Consider the following 22,629-nt stretch of genomic DNA (forward strand, 5'->3'; position numbering starts at 1 on the left):
CCGCGCGCGACGACGGCCCCGGCCCCGAAAGCCGGCCGCTTTACCAGGAGGCACGGCGGCAACGGCCCCAGGACCAGGTGTGGGAGGGGCCGTCCTATTCGGAGGGGTGGGGGGTGAAGCGGGGGCGGAGGCGGTTTTCGTACAGGGTGAGGGCGGCGGCGATGGCCATGTGCATGTCGAGGTACTGGTAGGTGCCCAGGCGTCCGCCGAACCAGACGTCCCGCTCGCCCTTGGTCAGGTCGCGGTACCGGCGCAGCCGGGCACGGTCCTGCGGCGTGTTGATCGGGTAGTACGGCTCGTCGGCCCGACCGGCGAAGCGCGAGTACTCCCGCATGATCACGGTGGCGTCGGACGGGTACCAGGTGCGTTCGGGATGCAGGTGGCGGAACTCGTGGACGCGCGTCCACGGCAGGTCCTCGTCGGCATAGTTGATCACAGACGTGCCCTGGAAGTCGCCGGTCGGCAGCACGGACGTCTCGAAGTCGAGCGTCCGCCAGCCCAGTTCGCCCTCGGCGTAGCCGAAGTAGCGGTCCAGCGGCCCGGTGTAGACGACGGGCACCGCGCCGGCCAGGCTCTCCCGCAGGTCGAAGAAGTCGGCGCCGAGCCGGATCTCGATGTTGGGATGGTCGGCCATGCGTTCCAGCCAGGCGGCGTACCCGTCGGTGGGCAGGCCCTGGTAGAGGTCGTCGAAGTAGCGTCCGTCGAAGGTGTAGCGCACCGGCAGCCGGCCGATGATCTCGGCGGGCAGCTCGGCCGGGGCCGTCTGCCACTGCTTGGCGGTGTAGCCCCGGATGAACGCCTCGTACAGCGGCCGGCCGATCAGCGAGATCGCCTTCTCCTCCAGGTTGCCGGCGCTGGTCACCTCGGCGGCCTGCCGGGCGACCAGGTCGCGGGCCTCGTCGGGGCTGAGGTGGCGGCCGAAGAAGGCGCAGATCGTGCCCAGGTTGATGGGCATCGGGTAGACCTGCCCCTTGTGCACCGAGTAGACCCGGTGTTCGTACGGCGTGAACGACGTGAACCTCTGGGCGTACTCCCACACGCGCGCGTTGGACGTGTGGAACAGGTGCGACCCGTACCGGTGGACCTCGATGCCGGTCTGCGGCTCGCGCTCGCTGTAGGAGTTGCCGCCGACGTGGTCCCTGCGCTCCAGCACCAGCACGCGCATCCCCAGCTCGGACGCGCACCGCTCGGCCACGGTCAGCCCGAACAGACCGGAGCCGACGACGACTAAGTCGGCGTTCATGCGGCTGCGGGGACGAGCCGGTCCAGCCACCGCCGCACGGGCAGCGCCAGCACGACCCCGGCCAGGACGAGGTGGACGAGGAAGAAGATCACTGCCACGGCGACGCTCGGCGGCCCGCCGACGAACACCGCGATGTGCGAGGCCCACGTCAGCGTGCCGGGCCGGCCCTGCGGCCAGTCGCCGAGCAGCCACATCGACAGGTCGTTCAGCCCGGAGATCACCACCAGGACACTGGCGAGCCCGACCTTCACCACGCGGTCGGAGCGCGCCCCGCCCAGCCGGTAGGCGAACAGCACGGCCAGCACGGTGAAGGAGTTCATGAAGAGCATGAACTGGTAGAGCTCGGGGAAGGCGGCCTTCTGGTCGGCGGACTCGGCGTAGGAGAAGATGTGCAGCACGTTGACCGTGTCGAGCACGCCCATGTAGCCGACCACCAGCGCGCACATCAGCGCCATGCCCAGCCCCGGACGCCGGGGGAACCCGGCCACGGCCAGCACCGCGAACACCAGCGGGCTGACCTTCCACAGCGCTTCGAGCGGATTGTCCAGAGTACGGTCGGGCGGCAGGATCACCATGATCATGGTGGCCGCCCCGGCGCCCAGAACGGCGGGCGCCAGCCACAGCCAACGCCTCAACGAACGTCCTTCTCGGTGAAGAACGGTCCCAGGGCCAGGGCGTCCATGTCGGTCTTGAGGTAGCAGCGGACGGCGTCCTCGGGGGTGCACACGATGGGCTCCTCGTTGTCGTTGAACGAGGTGTTGACCACCATGGGCACGCCGGTCAGCTCCTTGAAGCGGGAGATCATCGCGTGGTAGCGCGGGTTGTCGGCCGCCGAGACCGTCTGGACGCGGGCGGTGCCGTCCTCGTGCGTGATCGCCGGCACCTTGTCCCGCTGGTGCTCCAGCACGTCGAACACGAGCAGCATGACGGGCGAGGGGTAGCCGCTGGCGAAGTACTCGCCGGCGTGCTCGGCCAGGCAGGAGGGCGCGAAGGGGCGGAACGGCTCGCGGTGCTTGACCTTCTCGTTCAGCCGGTCCTTGGCGTCGGCGCGGCGCGGGTCGGCCAGGATCGAGCGGTTGCCGAGCGCGCGCGGCCCGCACTCCATGCGGCCCTGGAACCAGCCGACGATCTTGCCGTCGGCCAGCGCCTGCGCCGTCGTGTCGTTGATGTCGTCGGTGCGCCGGTAGTCGAGGCCGGCGTCCTGGAGCGCCCGCTCCATCTCCTCCTCGCCGAACTGCGGGCCGAGGAAGATGTACTCCTCGTCGCGCGGGCGGCGCATGCCGTACTTCTCCACGCCCAGCAGCAGCGCCGCACCCAGCGCCGAGCCGTCGTCGGCGGCGGCGGGCTGGGCGAAGAAGTCCTCGAACGGCGTCTCCAGCAGGATGCGGCCGTTCATGACGCTGTTCAGCGCGACGCCGCCGGCGGTGACCAGGCGGGTCTGCCCGGTCTTGGCCTGCAGCCAGCGCGCCACGTGCAGGCCGGTGCGCTCCAGCGTGGCCTGCAGCGCGTACGCGACGTCGGCGTAGTGCTGGTTGGGGATGGCGCGCTCGCGCGGCCTGGCCGGGCCGAAGCGCTCCAGGAACTTGGCCGACATCTGGTGCTTGCCGGTGGCGTGGTGCCGGAACCAGCTCAGGTCCAGCTCGAAGTGGCCGTCGGGGCCCAGGCGGACCAGGTCGGCGAAGTCATCCACGTAGCGGTCGGTGCCGTACGCGGCCAGGCCCATGACCTTGCCCTCGTCCCGGGTCGGGTTGAAGCCGAGATAACCGGTGACGCCGGCGTACATGGCGCCCAGCGAGTGCGGGAACTTGACCCGGCGGATGTCGTGGATCCGGCCGCCCTTGCCCAGCCCGAGGTAGGTGGAGGTGCCGTCGCTGCCGATGCCGTCCCAGGTGATGATCGCCGACTCCTGGTACGGCGAGATGAAGAACGCGCTGGCGGCGTGGGCGCGGTGGTGGTCCATCAGGTGGACCTTGAACTTCGTCCGGCCCCGGAAGTTCTGCGACTCGCGCAGGATCTTCTCCAGGGTGAACCCGCGCCGCAGGTGCAGCAGCAGCGCGCCGCCCACGTTGTAGTCGTCCGGGTGGGCCTGGCCCTTCTGGTCGGACAGCGTCTCCAGCAGGCCGCTGGCCTTGTCGCCGTAGTCGCCGGCGTCGTTGCGGAAGACGGCCAGCGTGTGGGGCAGGTGCCGGGCGAAGTGGCCGAGCGCGTGCAACGTCTCACGGGGCGCCTGCCAGTAGTAGGCGACGTGGTCGACGTCGGCCAGCGTGATGCCGGCCTCCTCCAGGCAGTAGCGCACGGCCTGCGCGGGAAACCGGCCGTCGTGCTTGACCCTGGTGAACCGCTCCTCCTCGGCGAAGGCCACGATCTTCCCGTCGGCCACCAGGGCCGCCGCCGAGTCGTGGACCTGGCTGATGCCGAGCACATACATGAATGCCCCCTGACAATGCGCATGACCCAGCGGCCCCGCGTCGGAGATCTTCCTAACAAACCGTCCGGAAAGAAATCAATACCTAGCTTTTGTCTGACGCGTATGGATATATTCCGCAACCGGGGTCGTAGCCGGGTGGGAATGCCCGGGCCCTGTCACAGGGTGAACCGGGGTTGATACACGTGGTGAAGACCGTTCCATGAATGAGCATCCGCTTCCGGTTCCGCCGGACGGCCTGGCACTCACCGTGGTCGTTCCGTGCCTGAACGAGGCCGACAACATCCCTGACACGTATCGGGAAATCGCCGACGCGCTGGGTGACCAGGGCGAACTCGAAATTCTCTTCGTCGACGACGGCAGTACGGACGACACGCTCGCGCGCATTCGCTTGATCGCCGAGAGTGACAATCGTGTGTCGTTCATATCGTTGTCCAAGAATTTCGGCGTCGAGGCCGCCTTCTCGGCCGGATATCGGTACGCCCGGAACCCCTGGGTGCTGCACCTGGACGCCGACCTGCAGTTCCCGCCCACCGAGGCCAAGCGGCTGATCGAGCGGGCGGCCGACGGGTACGACGCGGTGTTCGGCATCCGGGTGGACCGCAAGGACCCCTGGCCGCGGCGGACCGCGTCGATCGTGCACGACTGGCTGGCGCGGCGGCTGCTGGGCATCGAGATCCCGCCGCGCGCCACGACGTTCCGCCTGGTCCGCACGGAGATCGCGCGCCGGATCGTGGACCTGCGGCTCGGCACGCCGTACTTCCTGGCCACGCTGCCGCGCCTGACGCGCGCCTGGACGACCGTGCCGACCGCGCACCGGCCGCGGGTGCACGGCTCGTCCAAGGTGACCGTGCGCGGGCTGGCCAGGCACTCGCTGGACCTGTTCTTCGGCTTCTCGTCGCGGCCCATCTCGGCCGCGGTGTGGGCGGGCCTGATCGGCCTGCCCGTGGCGCTGCTGGCCGGGATCACCGGCAGCGCGCTGCTGTTCGGGCTGGCGCTGGCCGCCGCCCTGTTCGGGCTGAGCATGATGGCCCGCACGCTTCTGCACATCTCTCGCGGTCAGGCCCGTCCGCCGCTGTTCCTCGTACGGGAGGCCAACGTGCCGGTCGATTCCGCTGACCTGCTCGCCGGGAGGCTCACGTGACCGGCGCCGGCCGCACCATCGCGGTCCTCGGCGGCGCGGACGGCGCCATCAGCACCATCCGCGCCGCGGCCCGCCTCGGCGTGCGCACGATCTGCGTGGACATGCGGGCCGACGCCCCCGGCGTCGCGCACGCCGACGAGTTCCTCGACCTCAGCACCCGCGACGTGCCGCGGGTCGCCCGGGCCCTGGCCGAGCGCGACGACCTGGCCGGCGTGGTCTCCCCGGCCAGCGACGTCAACCTGCCCTCGCAGCTCGCCCTGGCCGCCCGGCTCGGCCTGCCGTGCGGGCTGTCGGAGGGCGCGGTGCGCGGCTCGGTGGACAAGGGCTGGTTCCGTGCGATGTGCGCCCGGCTCGGCCTGCCCGGCCCCCGCCACGTGAGCGGCACCGCGGAGGAGGTGCTGCGCGACGCCCCTGAGCTGGGATTCCCGCTCATGGTCAAGCCGGTGGACTCCTCCGGCAGCCGCGGCGTGTCGCTGTGCCGCGCGCCGGACGAGCTGCCCGAGGCCGTGGGGCTGGCCAGGGAGTGGTCGCTGTCCGGCCGCGTCGTGGCCGAGGAGTTCCTGGAGGGCGCCCACTACACGGCCGAGGCGTTCGTGATCGGCGGCAGGGTGGCGCTGATCGGCCTGGCCGAACGGGAGCTGACCCCGCCGCCGCTGTTCATCACCGTCCAGCACACCATGCCGGGGCCGGACCACGTCACCGACGCCGTGCGCCCGATGCTCGACGCGGTCTGCGCCGAGACCGGGCTGCGCGAAGGGCCGCTCAGCGCCGACGTGCTGGTCACCGGGACGGGCGAGGTCGTGCTCGTCGAGATGGGCGCCCGCCTGGGCGGCAACGGCCTGGCCGAGCTGCTGGGCCTGGTCCACGGCGTGGACGTGGTCGAGCAGTACGTGCTGTCGGCCATGGGCGAGACGCCCTCCCTGACCCCGGCGGCGACCCGGTACGGCGCGGTCCGCGTGCTCAACGCGGAACGCGACGGGAAACTGGTCCGGGTGGACGGCGAGGAGCAGGTCAGGGCGCTGCCCGGCGTCGTCGACCTGGTGCTGGCCGCCGCCCCCGGCGACCACGTGGAGCGCTACACGCGGGCGGGCGCCAAGCTCGGCTACCTGACCGCCGCCGCCTCCGGCCGGGACGCGCTGGCCGGCGTGCTGGCCGAGGCCACCGGGCTGCTCCGCTTCGAGATCGGGGACGGCCTGTGAGCCATGGACTGGGCGTCGCCGTGCGGGAGGTGCGGCACGTCGTGGACGCCTTCCGCGCCATCCGCCGCCCGCGCGCCGAGACCGACCGGCTCACCCTCGACGGCCTGCGCGACCTGCTGGCCTTCGCCCGCGCGCACGTGCCGCACTACGCCGACCCGCGCTACGACGTGCCCCTGCACAGCCTGGCCGACCTGGCGAAGCTGCCGATCCTGGACAAGGCCACCGTGCTGGACGGCGACCTGTCCCGCTTCCACACGCCCGGCCTGGGCGCCAAGGACTACCGGCTGGACCGTACGAGTGGGACCACGGGCCGCGTCCTGGAGGTGCGGCACGACGTGGCCGCCTACGGCTACCACGGCGCGACCATCTTCCGCCGCTTCCTGCTGTCGGGCTACCGGCCGTGGTGGCGGATCGCGCACATCAAGCCGTTCCCCCGCCCGCTGCGCTGGTTCCAGCGGCTCGGCCTGTTCCCGCGCACGGTCATCGGCGCCGGGCAGGGCGACGCGAAGATCCTGGCCGACGTGCTGAAGGTGCGCCCGCACCTGATCATGGGCTACCCGGTGGTGCTGCGCGGGCTGCTGCGCGCCGCCTCACCCAACGACGTGGCCCGGCTGCGGCGCACGCTGCGCATGGTCATGACCGACTCGGAACTGCTCACCGACGAGGTGCGCGAGCTGCTCCAGAACGGCTTCGGCGTGCCGGTGTACGACGAGTACTCGGCCTACGAGGTGCTGACCGTCTCCACCCAGTGCGACCGGGGCGCGATGCATGTGGACGAGGACCGCGTCCGCCTGGAGATCGTGGACGACGACGGCATGCCGGTGCCCGACGGCCAGGACGGCGCGGTCGTGGTGACCCACTTCAGGGAACGGGCGATGCCGCTGGTCCGCTACCGCCTGGGCGACCGCGGCATGATCGTGCCGGGGGAGTGCGGCTGTGGCAACCGGTTCATGCGCATGCGGGTGACCGGCGGCCGGTCCGACGACTACATCACCTTCCCCGGCGGCCACCGCGTCTACACGGCCACGTTCCTGTCGCTGGCCATGTGGACGCCGGGCGTGGCCGAGAGCATGGTCCGCCAGGACGCCGACGGCAACGTCACCGTCCACCTGGTCCCCGAGGCGGGCCGGGACTTCGACGAGGTGGCCGCGGCCTACCGCAACGGGCTGGCCAAGCAGGTGGGCGGCCCGGTCGAGGTGCGCTTCGAGCAGGCCGAACGGGTCACGCTCACCCCCGGCGGCAAGGGCAGGTTCGTCGAGTCGGCACAGGCCGGCCCGTGACCGTGAGCCTGCGCCGCAGGCCGCCGCCACGCCTCGTGGCGGTGACGGCGGCCCTGTTCGCCGGGCGCGGCGCGTTCCGCGCCGCCCTGTGGACCGCCAACCTGGTGCTGCTCGGCCTCTGGGGCGCCGACGAGTTCGCCCTGTACGCCACCGCCAACGGCGTGTCCGGCTGGCTGCTGGCCCTGACGTCCAGCGGCATCGAGAAGGCGGCGCTCGCGCTGGTGCCGCGGCGCGGCGGGCAGACGCTGCGGCCGCTGTTCATGCTGCTGGCGGCCACGCCGTTCACGCTGGCCGTGCCCGTCTGGCTGGCCCTGGCGGCGGCCGACCCCGGCGGCGCGCCCGCCCGGTACGCGGCCGCCGCCGCCTACGCCTGCGGGCTGGGCTGCTGCGCGGTCATGGCGGCGCTGAACCGGCTGCGCGGGCGGGCGCGGGCCGACGTGTTCGCCTACCTGACGCTCGCCGTCGCGCAGGCGTCCGGCGTGGGGCTGGTGGCCATGACCGGGATGCGGGCCAACGCGCTGCTGGCCCTGCACGTCGGCGTGCTGGTCGTGCTGAACGCCGTGCTGGCGGCCGGGCTGATCCGCGGGCGCGCCGGCAAGGCGGACAAGGGCGCCTACCGGCCGGCCGTACGCGCGGCGGCGCTGCTCAGCGTCGGCGAGGTGACCGCGGTCGCGGCCACCTCGGTGACGTTCGCGTACTTCGCGCACCTGGACGACGCGCAGCAGACCAGCGTCTTCTACGTGTGGTCGGTGGCGCTGTCGGTGGTCGTGATGGGCGTGTCGTACCTGCTGCGCATCCTCCAGCCGCGGGTGGCGGTCTGGATCGAGGGCACGGGCGAGGCCGGCGCCCGCCGGATGGCGCGGCGCATCCTCGCGCCCGCCGTGCCGGCCGGCGCCCTGGCGGTGGTCGTGCTCGGGGTGGTGCTGGCGGGCGGCCAGCGGGGCATGGTGGCGACCGGCGCGGCGCTGCTGGCCGAGGCGGCCCTGACGGTGGCCGTGCTGCCCGCGTTCCTGCTGGTGGAGAACACCGACGACCGGGGACGGCGGCTGGCCGCGGTGGCCGCGTGCCTGCAGTTCGCGGTGGTCGCCGCCGCCGGTTGGTTCCTGGTGCCCGCCGCGGCGGCGTTCGGCGCGCTGCTGGCGTACTGCGCGGGCGAGGTGGTCAAGGGCGGCGTCATGCTGGCCACGCTGAAGAAGGAGACCTCATGAAGGGCTTGCCCAGCACGATCCCGGTGGTGCCGGTGGTGCGGAACCTCTACCTGGCGCGCTCGCGGGACCGGATGGACCCGGCCCGGCTCCAGGTCGTGCAGGACCGGCTGCTGACGGGGCTCGTCCGCCACGCGCACGCCAACGTGCCGTACTACCGCCGCGTGTTCCCGGCCGACGCCGTGGCGGCGCTGTCCACCGCCGCCGACCTGGCCGCCCTGCCGATGCTGAACCGGACGACGCTGCGGGACCTGCCGCCCGCCGAGCTGATGGCCACCGGGTTCACCCCCGACAACACCCGCGAGGCGCCCACCAGCGGCTCCTCCGGCGTGCCCATCCGTCCCTTCTACTCCGAGGGCGACCTCGGCTACCTGCGCGCCACCTACCTCCAGGACCTGCTGGCCTCGGGCCTGCGCCCCTGGGACCGGATCGGCTACTTCCGGGTGGGCGAGTTCCGGCCGCACCGGCTGCAGCGGCTCGGCCTGGCCCGCACGGTCCACGTCAACACCAGCCGGAGCCTGGACGAGCAGGTCGAGGCGTTCCTGCGCGGACGGCCGACGTTCCTGTGGGGCTTCCCCGGCTGCATCGTCACCCTCGTGGACGAGCTGCGCCGCAGGAAGATCGCCTACCGTGGCGTGCACACCGTCATCTTCGCCGGTGAGACGCTCACCCCCGAGGCCCGCGAGCACGTGCTGAACTACTTCGGGGCGCGCGGCCACGAGGTGTACGCCTCGGTGGAGGCGTACACGATCGGCCGCACCTGCCCCGAGGGCGCGATGCACCTGCGCTCGGCCGACGTGGTGGTGGAGGTGCTGCACGACGACGGCGGCGTGTCGCTGGCCGACGGCGAGGGCGAGGTCCTGGTGACCCGGCTGCACGCCGAGGCGATGCCGCTGATCCGCTACCGGCTCGGCGACCGCGTGCTCATCGAGCCGGACGACTGCCCGTGCCGGGCCTTCCACACCCCGATCATCCGCCGGATCCAGGGACGGACCGAGGACCGCGTCGTGGCCGCCGACGGGCGTACGGTGCACGCCAACTTCCTCACCAACCCGGCCGTGATGCCGACGGCGGGCGTGCGCGGCGTGCAGGTGCTCCAGTACCGGCCGGGCGCGGTGGAGATCCTGCTGGTGCCCTCGCCGTCGGCCCCCGCCGACCTGGCCGGGCGGGTCCGCGACGCCGTGGCCGCCGTCGCCACGGACTTCGAGGTGACCGCGCGCACGGTGGACAGCATCACCCCGGAGCCCAACGGCAAGGTGCGGATGGTCAAGATCATGCACAACACCCCCGCCTCCTGACGCCCTCCTCGGCCCGGCCGTTCGCCGCCCGCGTGCCCGCCGTCAGTTCGGCCCGAGCCATTCGCGCAGGTCGGCGAGGTGGCCGAGCTCGGACTCGACGCGCCGCCTGTCGTCGGGGGTGAGCTCGGTGCCGCGCAGGTCGGCCAGCCACGGCTCGGCGGGCTCGCCGAGCGCCGTGGCGAGGTCGGCGAGGTGGCACAGGGCGATGGCCCGCTCGGCCGCCGGTGCCTGCGGGCCGTGCCGGCGCACGGCCGACTTGAGCGCCCGGTAGGCCTGCAGGTCGTCGTTCTTGAACTCGCGCAGGATCCGGGCGTTGTCCAGCGCCTTGGCCAGGCCCGTCAGCTTCGTGGAGCCGCCGTACTCCAGCTCGGCCGGCTCGTCCCGCTGGATGAACATGATCGAGTTCCCGGACGGGTCCATCAGCGTGAACCTGGACGCGCCGGGCCGGTAGCGGGTGATCCGCGGCAGGCCCGTGCTCAGCACCTTGCCGTAGGCCCGGCGCATGGCCGCGACGAGCGCGGCGTGGTACGGCGCCACCGCGTCGACCAGGACCAGGCACGCCCCGGTCGCGTCCCGGGCGGGGTCGAAGTCCTTCGGCGCGGGGCCGAAATGCAGGTCGAACCCGCTCCAGCGCATCGCCAGATAGACGTAGGGCCGGGTCTGCCGGTGGGTGACGGTGAACCCGAGCGCCTCGAAGAACTCCAGGGTCTGCTCGGGGGAAGGGCAGGGCAGCACCGGAACCGTCGTCTCGTTGGGACGGATCGCGGGCTCGCTCATGGATTCCACCTCTCGGGTCATCCGACGATGCTGGCATCTCCGGCGGCCTCTCGCATATGGATCGTTCCATGACGGTTCCGCCCCCCATCCGCTGAATTCCGAGACATAATCGATCGGACAATGCGCTTTTCCCGATTCATTTGAATAGCGATCGGGTGGCGGTGAATTTCCGGCGAACCGCCCGCCCTGAATTCGCCGAGGAATTGTTTTCCACTGAATCACCCGCGGGACGAAGAATGCATGGGAAAAGAGCGCCGATCACGTTTCGGTGACTCCCGCGGGTGGAGGCGCGCATCGAGGCTGGTGGCGTCCTGTTCGCGCGGGTCCGGGTCAATCGCCGCCGGGGCGTGGGGCGCGGACCTTCCTTGACACCGCCTCCGACCGCCTTCTCCGCAAGGAGGCCGCTTTATCGGCCGACCGAAATTCCGGCCGGCCGCATCCTTGAAGATCAAAAAGGGTGGCGTCACCTGATCGGGTCCGCGCCCCGCGACCGGCCGGTCAGGACAGGGCCGGGTAGTCGGTGTAGCCTCCGGCGTCGCCGCCGTAGAAGGTGGCCGGGTCCGGGGCGTTGAGCGGCGCGCCGGTCGCCAGACGGCGGGGCAGGTCGGGGTTGGCGAGGAAGAGCCGGCCGAAGGCGATCAGGTCCGCGGTGCCGTCCTCGATCAGCGCGAGGTCCTCGGGGCCGGTCGGGCGGTCGCCGGTGTGCGGGTTCAGGACGAGCGGGCCGGGGAAGAGCCGCCGCAGGGCACGCGTCAGCTCCCGGTCGGCGGCCTCCATGACGTGCAGGTACGCCAGCCCCAGCTCCGCCGTCCGGCCCAGCAGCTCCTCGTAGACCGGCCGCGGGTCGGGCTCGTGCATGTCGTTGTTCGGCATCCCGGGGGAGATCCGCAACGCGGTGCGGTCGCCGCCGATCGCGCCGGCCACGGCGGAGACGACCGCCACGGCGAACCGGGCGTGCCCGGCCGCCGAGCCGCCCCAGCCGTCGGTGCGCCGGTTGGTGCCGGGGGCGAGGAACTGGTGGATCAGGTAGCCGTTGGCGCCGTGCAGCTCCACGCCATCGAAACCGGCCTCGACGGCGTTGCGGGCGGCGTTCGCGAAGTCGGCGACGGTCCGCTCGATCTCGGGCTCCGTCAGCTCGCGCGGGGTGACGAACTCCTTGACGCCGTCGGGGGTGAAGAGCTGCCCGCGCGCGGCCACCGGCGACGGCGCGACGGGGACCTCTCCCTCGGGCAGCAGCACCGGATGGCCGATCCGGCCGGTGTGCAGGAGCTGGGCGAAGATCTTGCCGCCCGCCGCGTGCACCGCGCCGGTGACCTCGCGCCAGGCGGCGACCTGCGCGGCGCTGTGCAGGCCGGGCGTGAAGGGATAGCCCTGGCCGATCACCGACGGCTGGACGCCCTCCGTGACGATCAGCCCGGCGGAGGCGCGCTGGGCGTAGTACTGCGCCGTCAGGCTCGTCACCAGCCCGTCGCGGGCGCGGCTGCGGGTCATCGGGGCCATGACGACCCGGTTGGCCAGCTTCGTGCCGCCCACGGCGATCGGATCGAAGGCGAGGGACATGGAGATCTCCTTGGTGGAAGGGGTGGGGTGGGTCAGGCGCGGCGCGGCAGCAGGAAGCCGCCCGCCGCGAGGGCCAGGCCGAGCCCGGCCGCGATGAGGAAGACCAGGCCGTAGCCGTCGGCGAGGGCTTCGGGGGAGCCCGCCGTGCCCGCGGCCGTCGCGAGGACCGCCAGGCCGATCGACGAGCCCACCTGGCTGGTGGTGTTGGCCAGGCCCCCGACGACGCCCGCCGCGCCTTCGGGCGCCTCGGCGGTCGCCGCGGCCATGAGGGTGGGGAAGGTCAGCCCGATGCCGGCCGCGACGAGGAGTGTGGGCCCGAGGACGCCGGTGAGGTAGCCGCTGCCGGCCTGCGCCAGGGACAGCCAGCCGAACCCGGCCACGAAGAGCGCGCCGCCGCCGAGCGTCAGCGCCCGCGCCCCGGCCCGCGGCAGCAGGGCCGCGGACGCCCGGGCGACCAGCATGAACGTCACCGCCGCGGGCGTCTGCCCGAGCCCCGCGAGCAGCGCGCTGAAGCCCAGGACGTTCTGCAGGAACAGCGACGTGAAGTACCACATCGCGATGGTGATCCCGCCGAACAGCAGCAGCATGCCGTTCCCGACGGCCACGCCCCGGATCCGGAGCAGCCGCAGGGGCAGCATGGGGCGCCCGGCGAAGCGCGCCTCGACCACGACGAAGACGGCGAGCAGCAGCAGGCCGGCGAGCACGGGCACGAGCACCCGTCCGGACGACCAGGCGTGCTCGGCGCTCTGCATGACCCCGTAGACCAGCGCCGCCAGGCCGGCGGTACCGGTGACCGCGCCGGCCAGGTCGAGCGGCTCGCGCCGCGCGCCGCGCACGGTGACCAGCGCCGCGAGGGCCACGGCGATCAGCAGCGCGCCGACCGGCACGTTGATGAGGAAGACCCAGCGCCACGACAGGCCGGTGGTGATGGCGCCGCCGGCCACCGCGCCGATCATCCCGCCGATGCCGCCCGCGGACGACCAGGCGCCGAACGCCCTGGCACGCGCGCCCGGCTCGGTGAAGTACGTGTTGATCACGGCCAGCGTGGCGGGGGCCATCATGGCGGCTCCGGCGCCCTGTGCCACGCGGGCCGTGACCAGGACCTCCGCCGCGGTGGCCAGGCCGGCGGCCAGGCTGGCGGCGGAGAACAGCAGCAGCCCGGCGACCAGCGTCCGGCGCGGGCCGAACAGGTCGGCGGCCCGGCCGCCCAGCAGCATGAAGCCGGCGAAGGCCAGCAGGTAGCCGTTCACCACCCAGGCGAGCCCGGTGGGGGTGAAGCCGAGCTCCGCGCGGATCGCGGGGAGGGCGACGTTCACGATGGAGGCGTCCAGGATGACCATGAACTGGCCGGCGCAGGCCAGCGCCAGGATCAGCCAGGACGGGACGGTTCGTGGGGTGGCCCGCCGGGCGGCGGCGCCGATGCTCGTCATGGGTTCTTCCGTTCTTGTCTGCTTCGCCGCCGTGGACGCGCGGCGTGCGTGCGCCGCGCCGGGGACGGTCCCGGCTCCCGCAGGCCGTGCCCCGGCCGTGTAGGATTTGGTTACGCGGATAACTATTATGCAGATAACTAATTTCCGTCAAGGAGCGATCATGGACTTCGCGCAAGCCGACGCCGTCAACCAGGCGATCCGCCTGCTGAGCCTGCGCCACCGGGCCAGGGCCGCCGCCCTGCTGGCCCCGCTCGGCCTGCATCCCGGGCAGGAGGCGCTCCTGCTCGAACTCGCCCGCACCGGGCCGAGGATCCAGGCGCAGCTCAGCGAGGCGCTGGGGTGCGAGCCGCCCAGCGTGACGCTCATGAGCCGCAAGCTGGAGGCCTCCGGTCACATCCGCCGCACGCCTGCGCCGTCCGACAAGCGGGCCAGCGTGGTCGAGCTCACCGACCGCGGCCGGGCGCTGGCCGAGCAGGTCAAGCGGCTCTGGGTCGACCTGGCCGAGGAGACCGTGGCCGGGCTGCCGCCCGAGACGGTGGCCGGGCTGCCCGCCCTGATCAACACCCTCACCGACAACGTGGACAAGCGCCCCGGCCGGCGGCACGGCCCGGCGGAGGCGGCGCGGCGGGCCGTACAGGGGCCGACCGGCGAGTACGAGCCCAGCACGTCGGACTGGGTCCGCGAGCACGTCGAGCAGATCATGCGCACCGGCACGACCGACGGCGTCACGATCAAGGACCGGCCCGTCGTGCTGATGACCTACCGGGGCGCGAAGACCGGCAAACTGCGCAGGACGCCGGTCATGCGGGTCGAGCACGAGGGGCGCTACGCGGCCGTCGCGTCCCTGGGCGGCGCCCCGGTCAACCCCCAGTGGTACGCCAGCGTGCTCGCCGAGCCCGTCGTCGAGCTCCAGGACGGCACGGCGACCGGCGTCTACCGGGCGCGCGAGGTGTCGGGGGAGGAGAAGGACGCCTGGTGGCGGCGGGCGGTGGCGGCCTACCCCGACTACGCCGACTACCAGACCAGGACCGAGCGCCTGATCCCGGTCTTCGTCCTCGAACCGCTCGCCGGAGAGCGGTGACGACGGCGGCCTGTGGGTAGACGGAGGGGCACCCGCCGGCCCAGGAGGAGGGACACTCGATGATCGAGACGCTCGTCCCGGACAACGTCGCCGTCTCCACCGCCTACGGCGACCCGCCCGGCGTGCGGCTCTTCCCCGAGGAGCGGCACGCCGTCAGGAAGGCGGTCGCCAAACGCCGGCGCGAGTTCGCCACCGTCCGCCACTGCGCCCGCGAGGCGTTGGCGGCCCTCGGCATCCCGCCCGCGCCCATCGTCCCCGGCCGGCGCGGCGCGCCGCGCTGGCCGGCGGGCGCGGTGGGCAGCATGACGCACTGCGCCGGGTTCCGCGCGGCGGCCGTGGCCGACGCCGGCGACGTGCGCAGCATCGGCATCGACGCCGAACCGCACGAACCGCTCCCCGAAGGCGTCTTCCGCATGGTGGCCAGGCCCGAGGAGGCCGCGATGGTCCGCGAACTGCGCGACCTGCGGCCCGGCACCTGCTGGGACCGGCTGCTGTTCAGCGCCAAGGAGTCGGTCTACAAGGCGTGGTTCCCGCTGACCGGCGAGTGGCTGGGGTTCCACGACGGCTCGCTCGCCTTCTCCCTCGACGGCCGCTTCCGCGCCAGGCTGCTGCCGCCGGACGCGCCGCTGGCGGAGTTCGCGGGCCGCTGGACGGCCGCCCCCGGGCTGCTGGCCACGGCGATCGTCGTCCCCCGATAGGTCAGCCGCGGCGGCCGGGCTCGACCAGCTGCTCGTGCTCGGCCCGGCGCAGGCGTTCCTCGGCGGTGAGCTCGACGCGTCTCATCGCGACGCGCAGGATCGGCGGCGCCATGAGCGAGGTGACGATCGCGACGACGATCACGATCGTGTACATCGCCGTGTCGATGATGCCGATGCGCAGCCCGACCATCGCCACGATCACCTCGATGACGCCGCGCGCGTTCATGCCCGCCCCCAGCGCGAACGCCTCCCACGCGCTCAACCGGCTCAGCAGCGCCCCCAGGTACGCGCCCAGGAACTTGCCGACGATCGCCACCCCCAGCACGACCCCCGCCGCCGCCAGCACGTCCGGCCTGGCCAGCAGCGTGAGGTCCATGCGCAGGCCGGCCGTCGCGAAGAACAGGGGCGCGAGCACGCTCAGGACGATCGTGCGCAGCGGGGCCAGCCACGCGGCGTCGGCGTGGCCGGACCGCCCGATCAGCGCGCCACAGACGAACGCCCCCAAAATGGCCTCCAGGCCGAGCGCGTGCGTGCCGGCGGCGGCCAGCAGCACCAGCACCACGGCGGCGGCCACGGCCGGGCCCGGCTCGTCCGAGCGGGTGGCCGCCCGCATCGTCCAGCGGACCAGCGGCCGGCCCACCCACAGCGCGAACGGCACCAGCGCGGCCAGGTAGGCCAGCGACAACACGATCTGCCCGGCGCGCACGCCGGTGGTCGCCATGGCCGAGACGACCGAGAGCATGAACCAGCCGAAGGCGTCGTCCACCATCCCCGCGGTCAGGCAGAGCTGGCCGACGTCGCGGTGCAGCAGCTTCATGTCCGTCAGCGTCTTGGCGATCACGGGGATGGCGCTGACGCACGTGGCCACGCCCAGGAACAGCGCGAAGACGGTCACGCTGGTGCCCTCGACGAGCAGGGAGGCGGGCAGCAGGAAACCGGCGGCCACGCCGAGCCCCAGCGGCACGACCAGACCGGCGACGCTCACCTTGACGGCCGTCGCGCCGCGCCGCCGGACCAGGCCGAAGTCGAGCTGGACGCCGGTGATGGCGACCAGCAGCAGGACGCCGACCTGGCCGACCGCGTCCAGCAGGTGGAGCTGGGTGAACTTCAGGGCGGGGGCCAGATGGTTCAGCAGCGACGGGCCGAGCAGCACGCCCACGGTCAGCTCGCCGACGATGGCGGGCATGCGCAGGCGCACGGCCAGCCGGCCCAGCAGGACGGCCAGCCCGAGGAGCAGGCCCAGCTGCAGCATGAAGACCAGCAGTTCGTGGGCTCCCAGAGGCATGTCAGGCACACGAGAGGCTAGGCCGATCGGGCCGCCGTCCTGCTGCTCAATATTGAGCCCGCCCGCGACGGGCGCCCCAGGGGCCTGCTCAATATTGAGCGGAGCTTCCCGCCCCCGTGGGCGACATTCGGGGCATGACGAAGCCGGCGCAGTATCAGACCACCCTGCCCCCCGACCAGTTGCTGCACTCGGGCAACGCGGGCCTGATCATCCACCGCGTGGGGATGCTGGAGTACGGCATGGCCCGCGAGGGCCGCGACTTCAGCGTGGACCTGCTCGACTACATGAACCGCGCCCAGGCCGGCGTCGCCACGACCTTCTGCTACGAGGAGGTCTTCGGCGTACGCGAGCGGCTGCACTGGTTCGTGCACATGAAGTCCCCCGAGAAGTACAGCAAGCTCATCGAGATGGTGGACCACGACGAGGCGTTCCAGCAGATCTCGCTCAAGGACCGGCTGCCCAAGAAGGGCGGCGGCAACTGGGAGAAGATGTTCGTGCACGGCAGTCTCCAGGAGACCGTCATGTGCCCGCAGCACGGGTTCACCGACGACGTGCACGACGTGCCCGGCACGTTCGTGCCGCCCGCGACGCACCAGACCACGCAGCGGGAGCAGCTCAACTCGGCGACCGCCGGGGCGATCGTGCTGCGCACCGCCGACGCGCGCTACGAGCTGCGCGAGGAGGGACGGCAGTTCCTCTACGACTGGTCGCGTTACCTCAACGCCAACCTGGAAGGCCGCGCCACCGCCTTCATCTACGAGCAGACGTGGGGCCGGCAGGACCGCCTGCACGCCCTCATCCACCTGCGCGAGCTGGACGACTACCAGGCCGTGCGGGAGGTGGACCGCGGCGAGGGCATGCGCAAGGAGGTCTACGACGTGGAACGGGTCCCGGAACGGCACGGCGGCGGGCAGTGGGACCGGCTGTTCGTGCCGACCAGCATCCACGACGTCCTGATGGTGCCCTAGGCCATGGCTCTCGGGATCGAGGCGATCAACGCGTACGTCGGCAGGGCGTACACGGACGTCCGCGCGCTGTTCGACGCGCGCGGCCTGGACGTGAACCGCTTCGGCAACCTGATGATGGAGCAGCGCTCGGTCAACCTGCCCTGCGAGGACCCGGTCACCAACGCGGTCAACGCCGCCCGCCCGCTGCTGGACGCGCTCGCCCCGGAGGAGAAGGACCGGATCGAGCTGCTGGTCGTCGGCACCGAGTCGGGGCTCGACTTCGGCAAGCCGATCAGCACCTACATCCACCACCATCTCGGGCTGAACCCGGCGTGCCGCTCGTTCGAGGTCAAGCACGCCTGCTACGGCGGGACGGCCGCGTTGCAGTGCGCCGCCGCCGTCGTCGGCGCGAGCCCGATCCCCGGCGTGAAGGCGCTGGCCATCGCCACGGACGCGGCCAGCGGCACCGCCAAGTCCACCTACTGGGAGCCCTCCGAGGGCGCCGGCGCGGTGGCGATGCTGGTCGGCGAGGACGCGCGGGTGCTGCGGCTCGACCCCGGCGCCAGCGGCTACCACACCTTCGAGGTGATGGACACGGCCCGGCCGCGCCACGACACCGACGCCGTCGATCCGGACCTGTCGCTGCTGGCGTACATGCGCTGCGCCGAGGAGTGCTTCGCGGCCTACGGGCGGCGGGTGGCCGGGGCCGACATCGTGGACACCTTCGACTACCTGGCGCTGCACACGCCATTCGCCGGGATGGTGAAGGGCGCGCACCGGATGTTGCTGCGCAAGCTCAAGGGCATGGGGGCGCAGGAGATCGAGGCCGACTTCGCGGCGCGGGTCGCGCCGTCCCTGGCCTACGGCGTGCGGGTGGGCAACACCTACTCGGCCGCGCTCTACCTGGCGCTGTGCTCGCTCATCGACCACGGCGCGTTCGACGCGCCGAAACGGGCGGGGCTGTTCTCGTACGGGTCGGGCTGCGCGTCGGAGTTCTACAGCGGCGTGATCCCGGCCCAGGGGCGCAGCGGCATCGGCCGGGCGCTGGACGAGCGGCGCGAGATCGGCGTCGCGGAGCTGGACGCGCTGACCGAGCTGAGCGCCGACCGCGCCTTCGGGGTGCGGGACGCGGTGCTGGACCCCAAACCGTACGGCGACCTGTACGAGGACGCCTTCGGCGGTCGCGGCCTGCTGGTGCTGGACCGCATCGCGGACTTCCACCGGGAGTACAGATGGAGCTGACCTCGGCGACCCTGCGGCACCGGCTGCGCAGCCGCACGATCGACGACCGCGCCATCGACGAGCTGGGCGCCGCCCTGGACGAGGCCGAGCGCGCGCCCGGCTGCCGCATCCTGCTGCTGGAGGGCGGCGACGGCGTCTTCTGCACCGGCATGGACCTGGAGGAGGCGGCCGGCAGCGACGTCGCCGACGGCGGCCGGGCGTTCTACGGCCTGCTGCGCCGCTTCACCGAGACGCCCGTGACGGTGGTGGCCCGGGTGGACGGCCGGGTGGCCGGCGGCGGCGTCGGCCTGGCCGCGGCCAGCGACTTCGTCTTCGCCAGCGAGCGCAGCACCTTCAGCCTCCCCGAGGCGCTGTGGGGGCTGCTGCCGTGCTGCGTGCTGCCGTTCCTGATCCTGCGCACGGGCTTTCAGAAGGCGTACGCGATGACGCTGAGCACCCAGCCGGTGAGCGCCGCGGAGGCCGCCGCCTTCCACCTGGTGGACGAGGTGTCGGACGACCCGGAGGCGCTCGTGCGGCGGCTGGCCTACCGGCTGACCAAGCTGGACCGGTCGATCGTCACGGACATGAAGCGCTACTTCCGCGAGCTGTGGATCCTGTCGGACGAGACCGAGCAGGTGGCGGTCAAGGAGTTCGGCCGGCTCATGTCCAGCCCCGAGGTGCGCCGCAGGCTCGTCGACTACGCGACCGAGAAGAGATTCCCCTGGGAACGCTAGAGAGGAACGCGCCTGATGTCCGTCGTGTGGGTTTTCCCCGGTCAGGGGTCGCAGCGCAAGGGCATGGGCGCGGGCGTCCTGGAGCGGTACCCCGACCTGTGCGCCCGCGCCGACGAGATCCTCGGCTACTCCGTCGCCGAGCTGTGCGACGACCCCAAGCGGCTGCGGGAGACCCGCTACGTGCAGCCCGCCCTGTTCACGGTCAACGCGCTGAGCTTCCTCGCCCGGCAGGAGGAGGGCGGCCGGCCCGACTACCTGGCCGGGCACAGCCTGGGCGAGTACGCGGCGCTGTTCGCGGCCGGCTGCTTCGACTTCGAGACCGCGCTCGGCCTGGTCAAGCGGCGCGGCGAGCTGATGTCCGCGGCCGGCGGCGGCGCCATGGCGGCGGTGCTCGGCGCCGACCGCGAACGGCTGGAGGAGCTGGTGGCGGGCACCGGCGTCGACATCGCCAACTACAACTCCCCGGAACAGGTCGTCCTGGCCGGGCCCAAGGACGAGCTGGACGCGCTCAGCCGCGGCGGCCCCGGCAAGTGGGTGCCGCTGAGCGTGAGCGTGCCCTCGCACTCGCGCTACATGGAACCGGCCGCCGACGCCTTCGCCGAGGCGCTGGAGGGCGTCCGCATCGAGGAGCCGCGGGTGCCCGTCGTCTCCAACGTGACCGGACGCCCGTACCGGGCCGGTGAGGCGGCCGAGCTGCTGCGCCGCCAGATCTGCAACCCGGTGCGGTGGGTGGACGGGCTGCGCTACCTGATGGACCAGGGCGTCTCCGAGCTGGAGGAGCTCGGCCCCGGCGACGTGCTCACCAAACTGTGGACGGTCACCCGCCGCCACCCGCCCGAGCCCTCTGCCGAGCAGGAGCCGGTCGAGAAGCCCGCCATCCGGGAGCCGGTCGAGAAGCCCGCCATCCGGGAGCCGGTCGAGAAGCCCGCCGCCCGGGAGCCGGTCGAGGCGCCCGCCGTCCGGGAGGCCGGGATCGTGCTCGGCTCGGCCGAGTTCCGCGCCGACTACCGCGTCCGCCACGCCTACCTGGCCGGGTCGATGTTCAAGGGCATCGCCTCGGCCGAGCTCGTGATCAGGATGGGCCGGGCCGGGCTGATGGGCTTCCTCGGCGCGGGCGGCCTCACCCTGGACCAGATCTCCGACGCGCTCGACACCGTCCAGTCCGCCCTCGGCCCGGACGGCGCCTACGGCGTGAACCTGCTCTACGGCTTCGACGAGGAGGGCCTGGAGCGCGAGACGGTGGACCTGCTGCTCCGCCGCGACGTGCGGTACGTCGAGGCCGCCGCCTACCCGCACATCACCGCGCCCCTCGTCCGTTACCGCTGCAGCGGCGCGCACCGCGACCCGGCCGGGCGGCCGGTCGCCGTCCGGCACGTGGTGGCCAAGGTCTCCAGGCCCGAGGTCGCCGCTGCCTTCATGCGGCCCGCCCCGCAGGCCGTCCTGGACCGGCTCGTCCGGGAGGGGGCGCTGAGCGCGGCCGAGGCGGAGGTCGCCGCGGAGCTGCCGGTCAGCGCGGACGTCTGCGTCGAGGCCGACTCGGCCGGGCACACCGACGGGCGCTCGCCGTACGCGCTGATGCCGGCGATCCTGCGGCTGCGCGACGAGGAGATGGCCGCCCACGGCTACGCCCGGCGCATCAGGGTCGGGGCGTCCGGCGGCATCGGCGCACCGGAGGCGGCCGCCGCCGCGTTCGTGCTCGGCGCCGACTTCATCGTCACCGGCAGCGTCAACCAGTGCACCCCGCAGGCCGGGACGTCCGACGCCGTCAAGGACCTGCTGGCCGGGCTCGACGTGCAGGACACCGCCTACGCCCCGGCCGGCGACATGTTCGAGATGGGCGCGCAGGTGCAGGTCGCCAGGAAGGGCACGCTGTTCCCGGCCCGCGCCAACAAGCTGTACCAGCTCTACCGCCAGTACGGCTCGCTGGAGGAGATCGACGAGCGGACCAGGCGGACGATCCAGGACAAGTTCTTCCGCCGTTCCTTCGAGGAGGTCTGGGAGGAGACCCGGGCGTTCCTGGCCGCGCGCCGGCCGGCCGAGCTGGCCCGCGCCGAGCGCGACCCCAAGCACCGGATGGCGCTCGTCTTCCGCTGGTACTTCGTGCACACGATCAGGCTGGCGCTGCGCGGCGAGGCCGGGCGGCAGGTGGACTACCAGGTCCACTGCGGGCCGGCGATGGGCGCGTTCAACCGGTGGGTGGCGGGCACGGAGCTGGCCGACTGGCGGGCCAGGCACGTGGACGTCATCGCCGACCGGCTGATGGAGGCCGCAGCCGGGCTGCTCGAAGCCCGGCTGCGCGACCTGTCCAAGGACGGTTAGACGTTGAGGACGGCTAGACGTTGAGCAGATGGCGGTTCAGGTCCTCCTGGACCGCCGTCAGCACCTCGGGCCGCGGGCCCTTGAGGTAGAAGTGGTCGCCGCCGAACACGCGCAAGGTGAAACCGCCGCCGGTGGCGTCGGCCCAGGCGCTGATCTCGTCCGGGTCGACCTCCGGGTCGGCGTCGCCGGTCAGCGCCGAGATCGGGCAGTCCGGACGCGGGCCGGGCAGCGGCGTGTACGACTCGTTCAGCTCGAAGTCGGCGCGCAGGCCCGGCAGGAACACCTCCAGCAGGCTGCGCTGGTCCATCACCTCCGACGGCGTGCCGTTCAGCTTGCCGAGCTCGCTCAGCAGCTCGTCCTCCGACAGGTCGGTGAAGCGGCGGCGGCGGGTCGGCAGGTGCGGCGCGCGGCGGCCGGACACGAACAGCACCGCGGGCGGGAAGCGGCGGGCCGTCTCCCAGGCCACCACGGCCCCCATGCTGTGCCCGAACAGCGCGAACGGCAGGTCGGTGTACGGCTCGATGGCCTCCGACAGCGGCCCCACGAGCTGCTCCATGCGGTTGTAGGGCCGCTCGCGCAGGCGTGACTCGCGCCCCGGCAGCACCACCGGGCAGACGTCGACGTCCGGCGACAGGTGGTCGTCCCATTTGCGGAACAGCGCCGACCCGCCTCCCGCGTGCGCGAAGCAGAACAGTCTGATGCGGGCGTCGGCTCTGGGCTCGCCGCCCGCTATCCAGGAACCAGGCATGGTCAGAAAGCTACGGCCGATCGCCTTGCGCCGCC

The 22,629-nt window shown here is 72.6% G+C and carries 19 protein-coding genes; 11 read left to right on the forward strand and 8 right to left on the reverse strand.

The annotated features are described in order from the left end of the window. Nucleotides 1-94: 94 nt before the first annotated feature. The 3 genes from glf to AB0J46_RS28380 are packed head-to-tail and all read right to left on the reverse strand — an operon-like array spanning nucleotide 95 to nucleotide 3,671. Complete coding sequence (gene glf / locus AB0J46_RS28370; RefSeq protein ID WP_364337067.1) at nucleotides 95-1,243, reverse strand: UDP-galactopyranose mutase; 1,149 nt, start codon at nucleotides 1,241-1,243, stop codon at nucleotides 95-97. Further along, nucleotides 1,240-1,878 carry a hypothetical protein gene (locus tag AB0J46_RS28375; RefSeq protein WP_364337069.1) on the reverse strand — a complete coding sequence of 213 codons (639 nt, stop codon included), beginning with the start codon at nucleotides 1,876-1,878 and terminating at the stop codon, nucleotides 1,240-1,242. The genes glf and AB0J46_RS28375 overlap by 4 nt, the downstream gene beginning before the upstream one ends. Further along, on the reverse strand, nucleotides 1,875-3,671 hold the full coding sequence (locus tag AB0J46_RS28380) for a carbamoyltransferase C-terminal domain-containing protein (RefSeq protein ID WP_364337071.1): 1,797 nt from the start codon (nucleotides 3,669-3,671) through the stop codon (nucleotides 1,875-1,877). The genes AB0J46_RS28375 and AB0J46_RS28380 overlap by 4 nt, the downstream gene beginning before the upstream one ends. A gap of 199 nt (nucleotides 3,672-3,870) precedes the next feature. Here AB0J46_RS28380 and AB0J46_RS28385 point away from each other — a divergent pair, with 199 nt between their 5' ends. From AB0J46_RS28385 to AB0J46_RS28405, 5 genes are read left to right on the forward strand one after another with little or no spacing between them, the layout of a single operon-like run. Continuing rightward, a complete protein-coding gene (locus AB0J46_RS28385) occupies nucleotides 3,871-4,812 on the forward strand; it encodes a glycosyltransferase family 2 protein (RefSeq protein ID WP_364337073.1) in 942 nt (313 codons plus the stop codon). Beyond that, nucleotides 4,809-6,011, forward strand: a complete 1,203-nt coding sequence (locus AB0J46_RS28390) for an ATP-grasp domain-containing protein (RefSeq protein WP_364337075.1) — start codon at nucleotides 4,809-4,811, stop codon at nucleotides 6,009-6,011. Before AB0J46_RS28385 ends, AB0J46_RS28390 begins: the two co-directional genes overlap by 4 nt. Further along, nucleotides 6,008-7,291, forward strand: a complete 1,284-nt coding sequence (locus AB0J46_RS28395; RefSeq protein WP_364337077.1) for a hypothetical protein — start codon at nucleotides 6,008-6,010, stop codon at nucleotides 7,289-7,291. Before AB0J46_RS28390 ends, AB0J46_RS28395 begins: the two co-directional genes overlap by 4 nt. Beyond that, nucleotides 7,288-8,499, forward strand: coding sequence for a hypothetical protein (locus AB0J46_RS28400; protein ID WP_364337079.1), 1,212 nt, complete (start codon nucleotides 7,288-7,290; stop codon nucleotides 8,497-8,499). The genes AB0J46_RS28395 and AB0J46_RS28400 overlap by 4 nt, the downstream gene beginning before the upstream one ends. Then, nucleotides 8,496-9,794: a hypothetical protein gene (locus tag AB0J46_RS28405; protein WP_364337081.1), complete on the forward strand. Its 1,299-nt coding sequence runs from the start codon at nucleotides 8,496-8,498 to the stop codon at nucleotides 9,792-9,794. Before AB0J46_RS28400 ends, AB0J46_RS28405 begins: the two co-directional genes overlap by 4 nt. A gap of 42 nt (nucleotides 9,795-9,836) precedes the next feature. On the opposite strand, the gene AB0J46_RS28410 is transcribed toward AB0J46_RS28405, so the two are convergent. The 3 genes from AB0J46_RS28410 to AB0J46_RS28420 form a co-directional block, all read right to left on the reverse strand. Continuing rightward, nucleotides 9,837-10,571 (reverse strand): glyoxalase, encoded by a 735-nt coding sequence (locus AB0J46_RS28410; protein WP_364337083.1) that lies wholly within the window; start codon nucleotides 10,569-10,571, stop codon nucleotides 9,837-9,839. Nucleotides 10,572-11,069: 498 nt separating this feature from the next. Next, complete coding sequence (locus tag AB0J46_RS28415; RefSeq protein ID WP_364337085.1) at nucleotides 11,070-12,131, reverse strand: alkene reductase; 1,062 nt, start codon at nucleotides 12,129-12,131, stop codon at nucleotides 11,070-11,072. A gap of 32 nt (nucleotides 12,132-12,163) precedes the next feature. Continuing rightward, a complete protein-coding gene (locus tag AB0J46_RS28420) occupies nucleotides 12,164-13,561 on the reverse strand; it encodes an MFS transporter (protein WP_364337087.1) in 1,398 nt (465 codons plus the stop codon). Between the two features lie 160 nt (nucleotides 13,562-13,721). Here AB0J46_RS28420 and AB0J46_RS28425 point away from each other — a divergent pair, with 160 nt between their 5' ends. Both AB0J46_RS28425 and AB0J46_RS28430 read left to right on the forward strand, forming a co-directional pair. After that, complete coding sequence (locus AB0J46_RS28425) at nucleotides 13,722-14,642, forward strand: nitroreductase/quinone reductase family protein (protein ID WP_364337089.1); 921 nt, start codon at nucleotides 13,722-13,724, stop codon at nucleotides 14,640-14,642. A 59-nt stretch (nucleotides 14,643-14,701) separates the two neighbouring features. After that, nucleotides 14,702-15,340 carry a 4'-phosphopantetheinyl transferase superfamily protein gene (locus AB0J46_RS28430; protein ID WP_357978830.1) on the forward strand — a complete coding sequence of 213 codons (639 nt, stop codon included), beginning with the start codon at nucleotides 14,702-14,704 and terminating at the stop codon, nucleotides 15,338-15,340. A 1-nt stretch (nucleotide 15,341) separates the two neighbouring features. Here AB0J46_RS28430 and AB0J46_RS28435 read toward each other — a convergent pair whose 3' ends face one another. Further along, the gene (locus AB0J46_RS28435; protein ID WP_364337091.1) at nucleotides 15,342-16,625 is read right to left on the reverse strand and encodes a cation:proton antiporter; all 1,284 of its coding nucleotides are present in this window, start codon (nucleotides 16,623-16,625) and stop codon (nucleotides 15,342-15,344) included. Nucleotides 16,626-16,759: 134 nt separating this feature from the next. Here AB0J46_RS28435 and AB0J46_RS28440 point away from each other — a divergent pair, with 134 nt between their 5' ends. The 4 genes from AB0J46_RS28440 to fabD are packed head-to-tail and all read left to right on the forward strand — an operon-like array spanning nucleotide 16,760 to nucleotide 21,846. Further along, complete coding sequence (locus AB0J46_RS28440; protein ID WP_364337093.1) at nucleotides 16,760-17,593, forward strand: DUF6039 family protein; 834 nt, start codon at nucleotides 16,760-16,762, stop codon at nucleotides 17,591-17,593. A 3-nt stretch (nucleotides 17,594-17,596) separates the two neighbouring features. Then, nucleotides 17,597-18,814 (forward strand): hydroxymethylglutaryl-CoA synthase, encoded by a 1,218-nt coding sequence (locus AB0J46_RS28445; protein WP_364337095.1) that lies wholly within the window; start codon nucleotides 17,597-17,599, stop codon nucleotides 18,812-18,814. After that, nucleotides 18,805-19,527 carry an enoyl-CoA hydratase-related protein gene (locus AB0J46_RS28450; RefSeq protein WP_364337097.1) on the forward strand — a complete coding sequence of 241 codons (723 nt, stop codon included), beginning with the start codon at nucleotides 18,805-18,807 and terminating at the stop codon, nucleotides 19,525-19,527. The genes AB0J46_RS28445 and AB0J46_RS28450 overlap by 10 nt, the downstream gene beginning before the upstream one ends. A gap of 15 nt (nucleotides 19,528-19,542) precedes the next feature. Then, the gene (fabD, locus tag AB0J46_RS28455; RefSeq protein WP_364337099.1) at nucleotides 19,543-21,846 is read left to right on the forward strand and encodes an ACP S-malonyltransferase; all 2,304 of its coding nucleotides are present in this window, start codon (nucleotides 19,543-19,545) and stop codon (nucleotides 21,844-21,846) included. Nucleotides 21,847-21,859: 13 nt separating this feature from the next. Here fabD and AB0J46_RS28460 read toward each other — a convergent pair whose 3' ends face one another. Beyond that, complete coding sequence (locus AB0J46_RS28460; RefSeq protein WP_364337101.1) at nucleotides 21,860-22,594, reverse strand: alpha/beta fold hydrolase; 735 nt, start codon at nucleotides 22,592-22,594, stop codon at nucleotides 21,860-21,862. Between the last annotated feature and the right edge of the window lie 35 nt (nucleotides 22,595-22,629).

This window comes from Nonomuraea sp. NPDC049758, from assembly GCF_040674635.1.
In the GTDB taxonomy this organism is placed as follows: domain Bacteria; phylum Actinomycetota; class Actinomycetes; order Streptosporangiales; family Streptosporangiaceae; genus Nonomuraea.

Coding starts and splice junctions, on each gene's coding strand:
- glf (WP_364337067.1), bottom strand. CDS start 1,243: ATGAACGCCGACTTAGTCGTCGTCGGCTCCGGTCTGTTCGGGCTGACC.
- AB0J46_RS28380 (WP_364337071.1), bottom strand. CDS start 3,671: ATGTATGTGCTCGGCATCAGCCAGGTCCACGACTCGGCGGCGGCCCTG.
- AB0J46_RS28385 (WP_364337073.1), top strand. CDS start 3,871: ATGAATGAGCATCCGCTTCCGGTTCCGCCGGACGGCCTGGCACTCACC.
- AB0J46_RS28405 (WP_364337081.1), top strand. CDS start 8,496: ATGAAGGGCTTGCCCAGCACGATCCCGGTGGTGCCGGTGGTGCGGAAC.
- AB0J46_RS28410 (WP_364337083.1), bottom strand. CDS start 10,571: ATGAGCGAGCCCGCGATCCGTCCCAACGAGACGACGGTTCCGGTGCTG.
- AB0J46_RS28415 (WP_364337085.1), bottom strand. CDS start 12,131: ATGTCCCTCGCCTTCGATCCGATCGCCGTGGGCGGCACGAAGCTGGCC.
- AB0J46_RS28420 (WP_364337087.1), bottom strand. CDS start 13,561: ATGACGAGCATCGGCGCCGCCGCCCGGCGGGCCACCCCACGAACCGTC.
- AB0J46_RS28425 (WP_364337089.1), top strand. CDS start 13,722: ATGGACTTCGCGCAAGCCGACGCCGTCAACCAGGCGATCCGCCTGCTG.
- AB0J46_RS28430 (WP_357978830.1), top strand. CDS start 14,702: ATGATCGAGACGCTCGTCCCGGACAACGTCGCCGTCTCCACCGCCTAC.
- AB0J46_RS28435 (WP_364337091.1), bottom strand. CDS start 16,625: ATGCCTCTGGGAGCCCACGAACTGCTGGTCTTCATGCTGCAGCTGGGC.
- AB0J46_RS28440 (WP_364337093.1), top strand. CDS start 16,760: ATGACGAAGCCGGCGCAGTATCAGACCACCCTGCCCCCCGACCAGTTG.
- AB0J46_RS28445 (WP_364337095.1), top strand. CDS start 17,597: ATGGCTCTCGGGATCGAGGCGATCAACGCGTACGTCGGCAGGGCGTAC.
- AB0J46_RS28450 (WP_364337097.1), top strand. CDS start 18,805: ATGGAGCTGACCTCGGCGACCCTGCGGCACCGGCTGCGCAGCCGCACG.
- fabD (WP_364337099.1), top strand. CDS start 19,543: ATGTCCGTCGTGTGGGTTTTCCCCGGTCAGGGGTCGCAGCGCAAGGGC.
- AB0J46_RS28460 (WP_364337101.1), bottom strand. CDS start 22,594: ATGCCTGGTTCCTGGATAGCGGGCGGCGAGCCCAGAGCCGACGCCCGC.